Here is a 14,536-nt window from a genome sequence, read left to right as displayed (position 1 = left end):
CTCTACCTGAAAGCGTATCAGCGCCGACCCAGCCGCGCCAGCCGTGCGGCTGCACGCGCTGCGCCACGACTGGCCGCCGTTTCTTTCTTTTCATCGCCGCCGTCTGACAAATGCGCGGCCAATCCACGGATTGTCGGGAAGCGAAACAGGTCGGTGATCGCAACATCCCGGTGCAGTCGTTCTCTCAACAGACGCTGCACCTGCACGACCAGCAACGAATGCCCGCCCAGATCAAAGAAGTTCTCGGTCACCGACACTTCGGGCAGATCAAGCGCTGTTTTCCAGATGTCAGCCACGGTTTCTTCAACCTCGGTCCCTGCCTTTTCGATCTTGCCAGAGACATTGCCGACCGACGGCACCGGCAGCGCCTTGCGGTCGATCTTGCCATTTGGCGTCAATGGCATCCGGTCCATCGCCACTATGATCGAGGGCACCATGAAGTCCGGCAGATCATCGGCCAATGCTGTCCGCAGATCGTCAGACACAAGTCCTGTCCCATCGGCAGTAACATAGCCCACGAGTCGTTGGTCTGATGGGCCAAAATTGATAGCCTTCACCACCACGTCCTGTACGCCGGGCTGGGCTGCAAGCGTCGCTTCGATCTCGCCAAGTTCGATCCGATAGCCACGCACTTTGACCTGCGTGTCCATGCGGCCGAGGAATTCCAGCGTGCCGTCCAACCGCCGCCGGACCAGATCGCCGGTGCGATAGAACCGCCCCTCTGGCGTTTCGACGAAGCGTTCTTCGGTCAAGTCGGGGCGTTTCCAATAGCCAACGGCCAACCCCTCGCCCCCGATCCAAAGTTCGCCTTCGACCAGATCCGGCAACTCGCGTCCTCCAGGCGACCGGATACTCAGGACTGTGTTCGTGACCGGATCACCCAGCGGGATGCGGTCGCCCACCTGATCCAGTTTGGCGACCGAAGACCAGATCGTCGCTTCGGTCGGGCCATACATGTTCAAAAGCGTGCCGGACATCGCGTCGCGGATGGTGCGGGCAAGGTCGGGTGGAAACGCCTCGCCACCCACCATCATCACCTCCAGATGCCGAAGCGCCATCTTGCCAGCATCATCCGCCGCCAGCAAAGTCGCCATGGGCGGCGTGCACTGCAGGTGGGTGATATCACGCTCCATGATTTCTTCGGCCACCGTCGCCTTGCGATCCACCCCACCTTCGTTTTCCAAATTGACCATCAGTGCTTTGATGTTGGGCAGATTTTCCAGAACGACATCGGTGTCGATGCCGAAATCAATCAGGCAGGCAATCTCGTCCACGCCCATTTCCGCCACCCGACGCACAATCTCGCCCGCGCTGTCGGGTGTGCCAAATAGGCCCGAGGTGCGATAGTAGCGGTCAAAAGCGTGATCCAGCAGCACATCAAGGTCTTCCGGCGACAGTTCTTCCTTCTCAAACATCTCTTGCGGGGTCAGGCCCTTGCCCTCTGCCCGTTCCGCAATCAAAGGCGACGTCCAAGAAGCTTTTTTCAGCAGATCGACCGAGCTGCGCAGATAGCTTTTCATCGGCTCGCGTGCCAACTTGCGCACGGTTTCCTCATCCTCACCAACAAAGCTGTGCAGCATCAGAACGACATGGCCGTTCCCCTCATGCCCCGCATCGCGCCACGCCACGCGATAGGCACGGATTTTTTCGGCAACCTCCTCAAAACTTTGGCCCAGAAGGTGGGTCAGCACGCCACAGCCCAGCTTGGCGGCGGCAGCGAAGGTTTCGGGGTTGCCGGCGGCGGTCAGCCACAGCGGAATGTCTTTCTGTACCGGGCGCGGGTGGATTTCCAGCGCGACAGGTTTTCCGTCATGGCCATCAAAACTCATCGTTTCGCCGTGCCACAGCTTGCGCAAAGTCGCGACGCTTTCCAGCATCGACTCTTTCCGGTCGGCGAAGTTGGTGGGATTCAGGATGAAATCATTGGGCTGCCAACCCGACGCCAGCGCGACCCCGGCCCGCCCATTGGACAGGTTGTCAACCAGCGCCCAATCTTCGGCGATCTGCACCGGGTGGTGCAATGGCACAACACAAGACCCAGCACGCAGCTGGATGTTTTTGGTGATCCCTGCCACCGCAGCGGCGGCAACGGCTGGGTTGGGATACAACCCACCAAAAGCATGGAAATGACGTTCCGGCGTCCAGACTGCATGAAACCCGTTTTCATCCGCAAACTGCGCACCCTCCAGCAGTAAGCGATAGGCGTGATGGCCGGACCCCGATGCCTCGGACGCGAAATAGAACAGCGAGAAATCAGGCAGGCGCGTCTCGCTCGCCCCGTCACTTTGCAAGACCAGCGTCGCACCCCGCGACAACACCCAGAAAATTTCCAACACCGAAATGTCAAATGACACCGATGTGACACCCAGAATGCGCGACTGCGGAGTGAGCGGCACCGCCTCATCCATCGCGGTGAAGAAGTTCATCACCGTCTTGTGCGGGATCATCACGCCCTTGGGTTTCCCGGTCGAGCCAGAGGTATAGATCAGATTGAACAGGTCTTCCGACGTGCCCGCAAGGTCAAACGGACGATCACTGGTGGCCTGCGGAAAGATCGTCTTATTCGAATCCAGCCCCAGCCGCGCGGCAGCCGACGCGGAAGCAACAATCAAATGCGCCTCGCTGTCTTCGACCATATAGGTAATGCGGTCGGCTGGATAAGACGGGTCCAGCGGCAGATATGCTGCACCTGTCTTCAGGATCGCCAGCATCGCAATCACCAGATCAGCAGATCGCTCAAGGCACAGCCCGATAATCTTGCCCCGCCCTGCCCCACGCTCGGCAAGGGCGGCTGCAAACGTGTCGGCGGCGTGATCCAGTTCGCGATAGGTAAACTGCGCCTCGCCAACCTCAAGCGCGGGGGCATCAGGCGTCGCAATCACCTGCGCGGCAAAGGCTTCGTGTACACGATTGGTATTGTCGAACGCTTCACCCAACCGCAATGCAGGTGTGGGCGCCCCCAATGGCAGGGTCGTCAAATTCGCATCGGGCGACGTTTGAAACGTGCTCAGAAAAACCGAGAAATCCTTGGCAATTGCGGTTGCTACATCGGCGTCAAACAGACCTTCGCGCAAATGTAGCCCCATCGGAGAAGCGGTCAGCGCAACCGCCGCACCTTCAGGGATGGCATCCGTTTCGCAACCTGCCACTGACAACGCCTGCGCGATGTTTTCCCGCAAGGCAGCATCACCCATTCGCGCAGGAAGATCGGCAGCCATCGGGGCGAAAGATTCATGTTGCAGTCGCGCTGCCTGCACACGCGCGACAAGGTCGGTGCCGCTCATACTCTCGGAAACCGAAAGGGTGATCGGCAAAGTCTGTGCAAGCGCGGGATGTGGCGAACGGGTCGGCAAAGCCAACGACACGGCCGCTTGCCCTGTCAGCCCAGCAACCCAGCCAGCCCATGCAGCAAGCAGAGTATCGGCATCCACAGGCGCGGCCTCAAGCGGCACAATCTGCATCCCCTGCCCTGCACGATGTGCGCGCGGATAAGGTGGGATAGCAGCAGGTGCACAGGTTTGCAGGGCGGCCTGCCACATATCTTCGCCCGTTGCCACGGCTGACAACAGGTCTTCGGACAGGTCTTCAACCACTGGCAAAAGCGCACCCTTCAATGACGCAAGGTCCACCGATCCGCCCGCCAGATCGGTCAGCCCGGACAGCGTCACTTCATGATCCTCCGTGGCAATGGTCAGACTGTCGGCATTTGTATCCAGGACCGTGCCTGCAGGTGCAGTGGCATCATCGCCAACCTCAAACCCCGTGACCAGCACCACCTGTTGACCCGTCCACAGTTTGGCCCGTCCGATCGGGTTGGCCATTGTGCCGAAATCCAACGCACGAACGCATTGGCCAAGCGCCTCGGACGATTGGGAGAGATCCAGAATACCCAACGAAGTCGGACGATCCGTTCGGTCATAAACGCGGCCGGCAGCGCCCAAAGGCTCTTGCTGTTCGGTTCCAGTCTCAAGCATGGTCAGAAGATCGACAAACGACTCCTGCGCAGCCTCGTAGCACCTTGTGTTCAGGCTGAAAGTGGTCTCGCCCTCGGAAATATCAAAACTTACGGTCTTCAGGGCGGTTTCGGCGACCATGCCTGTGCCCAGCCTGTACCACGTCACCGCATGGGTGTTTTGCCCTTCCCAAACCGACCAGAATGGAACATTGGCACCAGCCCGCGCTGGCAAAGGACCATCATGCAGGTTGATGGCAAAACGGCTTGCAACGTTGATCAGATCATTTGGAATGGGGCGGGTGTTCGCAATGCTGAATAGATAGTCGCATGTGACCCCTGACATCTGCGGATCGTCCAGCGTGCCAACCCAGCGATGCCCGTTCTGATCGGCCCAGGCACGCAAGCCCGGATCGTCGGTCATAATCCCCGCGATCTGATGCCCTTTTTCTGCGAACACATCCGCGCATTGCGCCAGAAGCGTCCCATCCCCACAGAATACAGCCTTCACGATCGAACTCCTACAACAGGTATTACCACCGGCCCCACTATGGCCAGCTTATCGCGCGCGGTCTGGATGGTTTAGTCAACGACATTGTTGCCCATAAGACAACAGGTGCGTCGGTGAAAATAGATCCGAACCAACGCGCCGATTTAGTCTTTAGCAAACAATGGTTTGGGCCCATATCGCGCAAAAAATGCCGCGCTGAGTGTAAAATAGAACATGGCAAACCCCCAATAGGTCGCCACCCCGCCTGTCGTCGGGGCAATGGGGAACACCAGAATCGAACTGTTAAAAAAGATCTGCATCGTCAGCACCACCAGCCCGCTGCCTGTGCGCGCATAGAAATACGCACACATGATCGCGATGCCCGTCTGATTCAACAAAAGCCCACCCAGAGGCAGTTCGGGGACGATTCCAATCTGCATGAACACCATCGGGGTCCACCACGCCGTCCAGAACAACCCTACAATCAGCGCTGACACGAAAGGGGTGAACCGCACCGAAAGTTTCTGAACCGCATAGCCGATCCAGACGATCTCTCCAACGAAGGAACTTATGACAATCACCAGTATCAACCGCGGGCGCGAGATAACTTCGAAGCTGGCGTGAATTTCGGACAATCCGGTGCCAAGGATCAGTCCTTTTAACACCAGCACAATTATCGCGTTCATCGCGCCCCAAATGGCCGCCAGAAGGAACCATTTCAAAGGTACACGCCACACGCCCATGGGTTTGATCAAGGACCAAACCCCACCCATTTGGCGCGCCAGATAAACGACGAAGACAAGATATGAGGCCAGCAGAAGGAATCGGCCCCAGTTATACAAACCGCGCGGCAAAATCCCGTTCGCGATCGCGGTGATGAAACACGCATTCAGGATGACGATTCCGAACAGAAAGACCCAGACTTCATGGCGGCGCAAGGTGCCAAGCAAACCGGATTCTGACACCGTATCGGTGGTCATGTATTGCGCGGTTTGTTGGTTGCCATCATCATGATCCATCGGATCGGACCCATTTGGTGTTCTTCTTCAAATCGAACATGGTAATCAAATTTTTCCAATATACGTCTATGGTTATGAGAGAACGAATTCTCTTGGCCGAAAATATGGCTGTCTGGATCATTTTGCAAATCATGTGCCGGGTCAAGGGGTTCGACGATGGCAATCACACTGTCAGGTTGCTGCGTGTGGCGCTTTATCAATGCTTCCAACCCGTGTTGCGAGAAGTATTCTAACACACCGCCATAGGTGAAAAGCAATGTCCCAGGTCCGGTATGCTCTGGCACCCAGTCCTGTGCATTCTCGGACACAAAACTTAGCGAGGGGTTATCAGCATAGCGGGTCTTGTTGGCGTCGATGATCATTGGATTGATGTCCAACCCGGTGAACCGTTTGATCCCAGTCAGTCGCTTCGAGCAATAATCCAGCACACGCCCATCGCCGCATCCAACCTCGATCATGTGTTCGATGGGGTTTTCTTGCGCGTATGCTTCCAATTGATCAATCAGCTTCAGATGCGGCCCTAAAAACCAATCTTGAAACCGATGCCCGTACAGCACGTAAAAATCATTGGCCGTATCGGTTTTCCAGTACTGGTGCAACGTGCTTTCGCTTTGCTCTTCGTTCCCCAGTTTCTTCGCCCGCTGACTGCGCGCATATAAAATCGCGCGTTTCAGTCGAATGTCGCGCCCGCTGTGTCGTCCTGTCTCGAGATCCTCGACGACGCGTGGAAAAAGTGTTTCACCCAACCGCCCAACCAAAACCTTGGCTTGCTTCTTGAGGAGGCTCATAGCGACCCTCTCCTTTATGTTGAAGTAATAATGCTCTTCAAATCTTTACGCGGACCTGACTGACCAACCGAAATTTTTGGCCAAGGGCTACCGCGCAGACACGAGCATAGCATTATCTCAACAAAAAAACGAGCGTTTAACTTGTTCACAAGTTTGGCAAGATCACGACCTATCGCACGGTTCAGCCATAGACGAAGTCACGCAAATATGTCTGCAATCGCGTTTTCTCCGGCGTATCGCGGAAGCTGGCTGGTATCAGGTCCGGCGCCTGCAACAACGTGGCAAGCTGGGTTCGGTCATGGGCGATATAGACACCTTCGTGCCCTTCCAGATGGCGGGCAGTGGCCAGTTGGTGTTCGTTGCGATGTTCACCCAACGACGCCTTGCGCGGCATCACGATCACCGGTTTTTCCATTTGCTTCGCGGTCAGGATGGTGCCAATCCCGGCGTGACCGACCAGAACGGTCGTGCGCGCGATGATGTCGTCATATTCATCCGGCGTCAAAAACGGGGCGTGTTTGATATGGTCGTAGGTCGCGGCCGGATCGGCGGTCTGTGCGAACACCTCCAACGACATCTCGTCCGCCAGATCGTCGATGATTGACACCATGCGGTCGAACGGCAATTGCGTGCCAACGGTCACGAAGATCATAGCAAAGACCCCTCGTATTTACCGCCTTCAGCCTGCGCGACACTTTCCCATTGCGACAGCCACAGTGTTGCAAATCGTTTCGCCAGTTTGCCCGAGGATGATGCCTCTTCCGCGTTGGCGATGCTGTCCACCCAGATGGTACGGCGACGGATCATCCAACCCAGCACAAGCGCGATCACACCGGGCAAAGCCCCGGTGGTGATGATCACGTCCGGGCGTGTGCGCATCAGCACGCCAGCCATCTGCACGGTGCAGATCAGAGCCTTAAACGGGGCATTCTTGTTGCAGTCCTGTACAAGCTCAAACCGCGCAAACCCTGACTTCTGCGGTAGCCCATCCAACGTAGTCACATAGGTCACATCCGTCGGGTCAAACGCAGCGCAAACCTGCCCCAATTGGTGCCAATGTCCGCCAGCAGATGCAACGGCCAGAATACGCGGGGCCGACCCGAATGAATTTGATGATGTCATAAACGCAAAACCCGGATCGAACTGCTTGGAAAAAACAACGTAAACTATGCCCCACTTATAACAAGTTCCGACACGCATCACCAGCGGTCAGACGTATTTGAGCCTTGTGCATCGCCGGGCAAGCGGGCAATTCTGCATCATGATCGCCCACCCGCACCTGACCCGGCCCGCCAAGGCCCTGATCCTCGGCCTGATCGCCCTGAATGTGGTGATCGAGGCAGTGTTGTTTGCTGCCGATCTGGGGCTTGTCGGCACCAAGCAATGGCGCCCGTTGGCATATCAGAACGCCGCGTTCTGGGCGGGGCTTTTGCACAATTGGCGCCCGAACTATGCCGCGCAACCTTGGACGATGTTCGTCAGCTATGCTTTTTTGCATGGCGGTATGGCACATTTGCTGGGCAACATGCTGACGCTGTGGCTGATCGGGCGCATGGCGATTGTGCGCGCAGGTCCAAAAGGGTTCGTGCTGATCTATGTGCTGTCCGCCATAGGCGGCGCGCTGTTGTTCGGGATCCTGACCCTGTCGGCGCGACCTATGGTTGGGGCGTCGGGGGCACTGTTCGGTTTGGTCGGTGCGATTCTGTATTGGCGGTGGACGGACCGGCAGCGGTTGGGGCTGGATCAGTGGCCGGTTCTGAAAACCGTTCTGATCCTTGGTGTCCTGAACCTGCTGCTGTGGCTTCTAATGGGCGGGCTGCTGGCGTGGGAAACCCATTTGGGCGGCTTTGTCGCCGGATGGTCGGCGGCCGCGGCCCTGGCATTTTTCAGAAAGAAGCGTCGCGCACGACGCAGATCAGCGCGCTAGATATCCTGACCCAACGCTTGCCGCAGCATCCAGATCATCCGCTGAAACCGCAGCCGGAACAAAGTGCCCACGGCCCGCAACCGCTCAACCCACCCATTCAGCTTGTCGCTGCCTAAAACCTTCGGGGTATGTACGATGGCGCTGATCGGCATCGCCAAAGCCCGCAGCGCCCATTTCGCACGGTCACGCGGCGTGTTTCCGTTCACGCCGAACAGCTCTTGCGTCAATCGCCGCCACTTGTGGCGCAGGGCCGCCCAATCAGATCGTGACGGATGACTGACCACCAGATCCTCGCGATAGATCAGCTTGTGCCCGTTTGAGACCGCTCGCGTGCTCCAATCCAGATCTTCCGAGACACCCCCGCGAAACCCTCCAACATCTTCAAAGACGTCGCGGGTCGTGACAAGATTGCCCGAGCCTGTGAACCCCTGAACCTCGATATAGTTCTGGAAGTTGAAGGCAAAGACAGCCTCGAATGCCTCGGCCCCGCTCCGCGGTGGCGGAGTTTCGTCGAACACATCGACCCGACCGCCGATCAAATCAGCGGTAGGCGCAACTTCATGCGCCTTGGCAACCCAATCATCGGCGGCAACGCAGTCGGCATCAATGAAAAACAGAAGCGGCGCGTCTGTTTCTGCCACGCCGCGATTTCGGGCGGCAGCGGCCCCCTTTTCACTCTCGACCACAAATCTGACATCGGGAAACCGCGCCTGAACCTCGGTCGGCGGCGTGGGCGAATTGTTGTCCACCACCAAAACCTCGACCCGTGACAGGTCATTGCGCGAAAGTGCCGTCAGGCACCGCGCCAGCCGTTCGGGGTCATTATAGTGGGGAATGATGATCGCGGCGTCAGGCGGTGCCATATCCGTATCCATATGCGCTGTCGCTGAAATGGCTTTTGTTCAGCACGACGCCCATGACGGTGGTCAGCTCGGACAATTGGCGTTCAGCGACATCAACCTGCTCAATCGTCGAGCGTTCGGCCTCGGCCAACAGAATGGCGCAATCGACGTTTTGCAGGAACCCGAAGTTGTCGTCCGCTCCGATCAGGGGCGGCATGTCCAGAAGCATAACGTCCGGCTCGTAATCGTCCTGAAGCTCGTCCAACACAACCTTGGTCTGGCTGCTTTGCAGGATTTCCGAGGCATTCACGACCTCGCCGCTGTTCAGCCCGACCGCCACGTTCTCGCCAAACCGGCGGCCATGGTCAGCGAAACTTTTCTTGCCCTGTAGCACGTCCCCCATATTGCCGTCACATTGCAGATCAAGCACTTTGGCCAACCCCTGCCGACGCAAATCCAGATCCAGAACCATCGTCCGCAAGTCCGTTTGACGACCAAAGCTGAAAATCAGGTTGGCAGCGGTCGTTGTTTTGCCGCAATCACTGTGCGGCGATACCAGCGCGATGCGTTTCCAGCCATTGTTGATGGCTTGCTGCAATATCCGCGTGCGCAGCATGTCGAACGGACCAGCGCTGGACCCGCCATTCAACGACACCAACCGGTTTTTCCGGGCAACTGACGACGAAAGCTCAAAGGGTTCCAGTTCGGCCCACGCCTCGGACATCGAAGCAGGTGGTTTGGCCGGTCTTTCCTGAGACCGGCGCACCGGGGATTTCCCGTCGCGTTGTCTGCGTGCCTTTTCGATGGCGGCCTGAAGCTTTTCCATTGCGATCAGATCCTCTCTGAACAGTTCTGTTTCCGCGCCATCACCAGCGCACGCCAATTTTGTCCATGATCCGGTCAGCCAGCAGATCAAGCGGCTGATAGAACGTGTGCACTGCGTACACGGCGACGGGAATGCCAATCAAAATGATGATCACACCCAGAATGCGCAACGTGCGCCGGTGCGAGTTTTCACCATCGACGGTGATGTAAGGGATCGTGGCCAGTGGCGCGATGCCCAGCTTGGACACCAAATCTTCAGGTCGGCGAATCGACTTGTTCAAAATTTCCAACAGCAAGATCAGGCCAAGCCCCGCCAGAATGCCAAAAACGCTGCCGCCCCCGGCGATAAGCGCGCGGTTGGGTTTGTCGGGCTGACTTGGGACGGCAGGCGGCTCGATCACCGAAATCCGTTGCCCACGCGACATCACCTCAATCCGTTCGCCGGTGCTGGCGCGCGACAGGCGATCTACGGCCGTGTTGTATTGCAACTGAAGATTCTCGTAGTCCAACTGCAGCTCGTCCAGACGGATGGCATTTGTCGGCGTTTGCTCGATGGATTCGGTAAGTCGCGCCAACTGCTTGCGAGCGCTGTCTTTTTGTTCATCCAACACTTTTTGCCGGGCCGAGATTTCGGCCAACTGCACATCCAGAAGCGAGTTTCCGGTCACTTCCTGACCTTCGTCGCCCGTCGGTGCTGTTCTGACCTGATCTTCCAGAACGGTGATCCGTGCCTGAAGCATCTTCACCCGCGGATTGTCAGCAGAATAGACGGCAAGCGCGTTATTCAACTCTGACCGCAGCTCTTCCAGTTGTTTCTGTTCCGGCGTTAGGGCCGGGCCGCGCAATCCGCCAACCTGTCCGGTCGTCTCAAAGATCCGCACCAGCCGACGGCGCTGTTCCTGCAAGCTGACTGTTTCCCGCTCCAGCTGCGCCAAACGCTCTTGCATCAGGGACTGTTGGCTTAACCGATAATCCAAGCTTTCCGGCAAGGCCGACACATTTTCGGTCTTGAATGCTAGAATACGCGCGCTGCGCTCGGCCAGTTCCTGATTAAGACGCGAGACTTCCTGCTCAAAGAACTCAAGCGTCTGCGTGGCACGCCCGGTGCGCGATTGCACATCCTCTTTCTGGATGAGGGTCAGGTATTCGTTCAGCACGCTGGCCGCCTTCTGGCCTGTGGGTGCCTCAAAGTTGATCGTCATCAACGCTGCTTGGTCCAACCCCCCCGAGCTTCGGATCGAGGTGCGCGACCGCATCGCCTGTGCAATTCGGTCAGGCGTCATCTCATCCTGACCTTCCAAGACCTGAAACTTGTTCGCGATCTCAAGCAGATTGGCGCGCGTCATCAGTTTTTGTTCGACAACCTGCAACTGTTCCTGCGCAGGGGTCCGCGCAGTCGAGGCCGCCAATTCATCCGGGATCTGCGGCGATTCCACGATCAGCGTCATCCGCGAGACATAAGACGGCGGTAGCGACATCCCAATGATGATCGATGCCGCAGAAATAACTGTGGCGACCACCAGGAAATACGGAAGCCGCCGTATGAAAATAGATCGGTAATATCTTAGGTTCGTTGAAGCCATTGACTCTTTAATCCTTTCCCCAAGACCCGCTGGTTCGCGAAATTCGTATCAGCAATCTGGCCGGGGATAGTAACATGCTATTAATTCTATTGAAGCTATCCTGTTTTCTTCTTGGGAATGTCAACCCGCCGTCCTTGGCGCAAGAACAAAGGTTTGGTCGTGTCATCCTCTGGCGCTTCGTTCAATTCCTGGTCGTCATCTGACACATTGCTGGCGAAAAACACTCCATCATCCAGAACATTGCGCACGGCCTTTACTGAAACACGCTTGTTGTTGCTGCTCCAGGCATAGAGCAAGGACAGTTCACACAGCTGGTTGACCAGACGCGGTATGCCGTGAGTGGCCCTGAATATCTCGGCACAGGCCAGCGGCGTAATTTCGCTGCCCTTTCCGCCCGCAACCTTGAGACGGTGCTTGATATACGAACGCACAGTGGGTTCATCCATGCCGTCCAAATGAAAGCTGGCAGCGACCCGCTGTGCCAATTGGCGCATTCCGGGACTCAGTACGATGGTTTTCAGTTCGGGTTGCCCAACAAGGATCAGCTGGATCAGTTCGTCTTTATTGGCATTGATGTTTGTCAGCATCCGCATCTCTTCCAGCCCTTCGCTGGACAGGTTCTGCGCTTCGTCGATGATCAGCACGACTCGACGACCTTCAGCGTATTCGCTGACGATGCTTTCCTGAAACCGCTGAAACAGCGTGACATAACTTTCTGTCGGTTCAAACGGGATGGACAGCGCGTTCATCACCCATTGCAGCAGCTCGCCCCGGTCGCCCTGCACGTTTGACAGCAGCCCGACGCGCACACTTTCGTCCATCTGGCTTAGAAGTTTCTGCACAAGGGTGGTCTTGCCCGAACCGATCTCACCAGTGATCAGCGTAATCGGGGCACGCGACAAAACTCCGAACTCCAATACGGCATAGGCGCGCTTGTGCTGCTTGGACCAAAACAGGAAGCTTGGGTCCGGCACCAGAGTAAAGGGCCGTTCGGTCAATCCGAAATGGCCAGTGTAGAGTTCGTTGGAATTCATATTCCTATCTGACTTTCCGGTTTAATACCTTAACAACTAATGCGCGGTTGTGGCCAAATAATGTCAAAACGCGCTGGCTTCTTGCATATAACGGCCTGCACAACAAATTTGAACCTGTTTGTCCAGCCGCTGTTCGGGCCTAAACGCCTTTCCTGCATGGTCAAAAGAATCAGCCAACGCCGAGAATCGTGATTTGTGCAAATGACCGAAATCAAAAATCAATAAAAATGGAAAAGTGTCCTTCATTGTATACTTAGACAGAACAATAAAACATTAAAAAGAGCCGTTAGAATGCTTGTAAAATTATAAGTTTCCAATTACTTAATGCATCATACCGCAAGGTGGGCGGAAATGTGCTACAAATTGGGCAATAATGTGTTAATGTGCCTACGGGGTTAAGGAGAGCCGAAGGTTATTTCGACTTCTCGGTTGGTTCGCAAGCTGCTGTGCCTGCAAGACATAGAGATTATTTCGTCTCGAGGGTTTCCCGTGTCAGGCTGCTGCTTTTTTATTTGAGGTGTAAGGAAAATGACGACCCATTTTAAAGACTTTTCAGGTCCCAGCACCAAGCTGGTGAAACGACAAAAATTCTACGTAGCTGATTCTTCTGTCCGTCCTTATCGTGATCGCTTTAAGCGTCTGCTCGACATTGCCTTTGTCGTCGCGTCGGCACCGATTGCGATTCCGCTGATCGGAATCATGCTGCTGTTGGCTGCTCTTGATGGTGGCAAGCCGCTGTATCGTCAGCGGCGCATCGGTAAAGACGGTCGCATCTATAACATGGTGAAGATCCGCTCGATGGTCATGAATGCCGACCAACGGCTTGAGGCTTATCTGGACAGCAATCCAGAAGCTCGCGCCGAATGGGACAGCACACAAAAGCTGAAAAATGACCCGCGGATCACCAAGATCGGGAAATTCCTGCGCAAATCTTCGATGGATGAACTGCCGCAACTGTGGAATGTGCTGGTCGGCGACATGTCGATCGTTGGCCCGCGCCCCATGATGGAAGATCAGAAGACCCTGTATCCGGGCGCTGCTTATTATGCCATGCGCCCCGGTATCACCGGTCCGTGGCAAGTGTCTGACCGCAACGAGACGACATTCGCCCAGCGTGCGACGTTCGACACGAAATACTATTACGAGCTTTCGCTGAAGAAAGACTTCGAGATTCTTGGCCAGACCGTCGGCGTTGTTCTGCGCTGCACTGGCCACTGAAACCAACAAACAGCGCCTAGCCATTTGGTCGGGCGCTGTTTTTCTCACGGACCTGATAACCCGCCACGATCAACGCAAGCGTGATTTCTTCGTGCACACCTTACCCATAGGTCGAATTTCTCAGGAAATGGGTGCAATCGCGCGACAAATCTGCTTCGACGAGTAAAGCCTCATTATTTATCGTTTGATTACAAGCCAGACAGGGCTATTCTTATCTATGCCACTTGGCAGCTAGGGGATTCACCATGTTAAAACAGTTTTTCACACTTCTTACGGCAGTATTTGCATTCGGCCTTTTTTCGGCAAGCGATGCGCAGGCCCAGAACGGCTACAAAATCCGCTCCGGCGACACGTTGAATGTCGAAGTGGTCGAAGACGCTAATCTGAACCGGTCGGTTCTGGTGCTTCCCGATGGATCGATCAGCTTCCCGTTCGCCGATGGCGTGCGCGCTGCCGGTCGCACAACCGCACAGGTCGCTTCCGCCCTTGCCAGTGCAATGGCGTCGAATTTTGCTGCAACCCCGAACGTCTATGTGTCGGTCGGTGAAATTGGGCGTTCCACCAGCACCGGCACGACCACACGCGCTGTCGCCACGCAAGACATATTCATCACGGGTGAGATCAACAGCCCGGGCAAACTGGAAGGCCGTCGCGGCATGACAGTTTTGCAAGCCATCGCCCAAGGTGGCGGCCTGACCCGTTTTGCTGCTTCTAAGCGTATTCAGGTGCGTCGTGGCAGCAAGATCTATGGCTATAACTACGACACCAACGCCGGCAACATTCGCCTGCAAAAAGGTGACGTGATCATCGTGCCACAGCGCCGACTTTTCGAATAAGCGCGACGGCAAAACGAGCAGA

At 56.3% G+C, this 14,536-nt stretch carries 13 protein-coding genes; 3 read left to right on the top strand and 10 right to left on the bottom strand.

The window, feature by feature from the left end; genetic code table 11:
- Positions 1-17: 17 nt before the first annotated feature.
- The 5 genes from MWU51_RS15920 to MWU51_RS15900 form a co-directional block, all read right to left on the bottom strand.
- A complete protein-coding gene (locus tag MWU51_RS15920) occupies positions 18-4,463 on the bottom strand; it encodes a MupA/Atu3671 family FMN-dependent luciferase-like monooxygenase (RefSeq protein ID WP_247039175.1) in 4,446 nt (1,481 codons plus the stop codon).
- Positions 4,464-4,606: 143 nt separating this feature from the next.
- Positions 4,607-5,461, bottom strand: a complete 855-nt coding sequence (locus MWU51_RS15915; protein ID WP_247039174.1) for a CPBP family glutamic-type intramembrane protease — start codon at positions 5,459-5,461, stop codon at positions 4,607-4,609.
- Positions 5,419-6,249 carry a class I SAM-dependent methyltransferase gene (locus MWU51_RS15910; RefSeq protein ID WP_247039172.1) on the bottom strand — a complete coding sequence of 277 codons (831 nt, stop codon included), beginning with the start codon at positions 6,247-6,249 and terminating at the stop codon, positions 5,419-5,421. The genes MWU51_RS15915 and MWU51_RS15910 overlap by 43 nt, the downstream gene beginning before the upstream one ends.
- 181 nt (positions 6,250-6,430) lie before the next feature.
- Positions 6,431-6,901, bottom strand: coding sequence for a glycosyltransferase (locus MWU51_RS15905; protein WP_247039170.1), 471 nt, complete (start codon positions 6,899-6,901; stop codon positions 6,431-6,433).
- Positions 6,898-7,371, bottom strand: a complete 474-nt coding sequence (locus MWU51_RS15900; protein ID WP_247039168.1) for a UDP-N-acetylglucosamine transferase subunit ALG14 — start codon at positions 7,369-7,371, stop codon at positions 6,898-6,900. The genes MWU51_RS15905 and MWU51_RS15900 overlap by 4 nt, the downstream gene beginning before the upstream one ends.
- A 139-nt stretch (positions 7,372-7,510) precedes the next feature.
- Here MWU51_RS15900 and MWU51_RS15895 point away from each other — a divergent pair, with 139 nt between their 5' ends.
- Positions 7,511-8,176, top strand: a complete 666-nt coding sequence (locus MWU51_RS15895) for a rhomboid family intramembrane serine protease (RefSeq protein WP_247039166.1) — start codon at positions 7,511-7,513, stop codon at positions 8,174-8,176.
- Here MWU51_RS15895 and MWU51_RS15890 read toward each other — a convergent pair.
- The 5 genes from MWU51_RS15890 to MWU51_RS15870 form a co-directional block, all read right to left on the bottom strand.
- Positions 8,173-9,039, bottom strand: coding sequence for a glycosyltransferase (locus MWU51_RS15890; protein ID WP_247039156.1), 867 nt, complete (start codon positions 9,037-9,039; stop codon positions 8,173-8,175). The genes MWU51_RS15895 and MWU51_RS15890 overlap by 4 nt on opposite strands.
- Entirely contained in the window at positions 9,026-9,844 is an 819-nt protein-coding gene (locus tag MWU51_RS15885) for a CpsD/CapB family tyrosine-protein kinase (protein WP_247039147.1), read from the bottom strand. The genes MWU51_RS15890 and MWU51_RS15885 overlap by 14 nt, the downstream gene beginning before the upstream one ends.
- A gap of 40 nt (positions 9,845-9,884) precedes the next feature.
- Positions 9,885-11,426 carry a lipopolysaccharide biosynthesis gene (locus tag MWU51_RS15880; RefSeq protein WP_247039145.1) on the bottom strand — a complete coding sequence of 514 codons (1,542 nt, stop codon included), beginning with the start codon at positions 11,424-11,426 and terminating at the stop codon, positions 9,885-9,887.
- 95 nt (positions 11,427-11,521) lie between these two features.
- Positions 11,522-12,460 (bottom strand): AAA family ATPase, encoded by a 939-nt coding sequence (locus MWU51_RS15875; protein WP_247039143.1) that lies wholly within the window; start codon positions 12,458-12,460, stop codon positions 11,522-11,524.
- A 63-nt stretch (positions 12,461-12,523) separates the two neighbouring features.
- A complete protein-coding gene (locus MWU51_RS15870) occupies positions 12,524-12,706 on the bottom strand; it encodes a hypothetical protein (protein ID WP_247039142.1) in 183 nt (60 codons plus the stop codon).
- A gap of 282 nt (positions 12,707-12,988) precedes the next feature.
- Here MWU51_RS15870 and MWU51_RS15865 point away from each other — a divergent pair, with 282 nt between their 5' ends.
- Positions 12,989-13,678 (top strand): sugar transferase, encoded by a 690-nt coding sequence (locus MWU51_RS15865; protein WP_247039140.1) that lies wholly within the window; start codon positions 12,989-12,991, stop codon positions 13,676-13,678.
- Positions 13,679-13,923: 245 nt separating this feature from the next.
- Positions 13,924-14,514 carry a polysaccharide biosynthesis/export family protein gene (locus MWU51_RS15860; RefSeq protein WP_247039138.1) on the top strand — a complete coding sequence of 197 codons (591 nt, stop codon included), beginning with the start codon at positions 13,924-13,926 and terminating at the stop codon, positions 14,512-14,514.
- Positions 14,515-14,536: the final 22 nt, after the last annotated feature.

Source organism: Aliiroseovarius sp. F47248L, assembly GCF_023016085.1.
Taxonomy (GTDB): Bacteria; Pseudomonadota; Alphaproteobacteria; order Rhodobacterales; family Rhodobacteraceae; genus Aliiroseovarius.
This window is presented reverse-complemented; position numbering and strand designations above follow the sequence as displayed.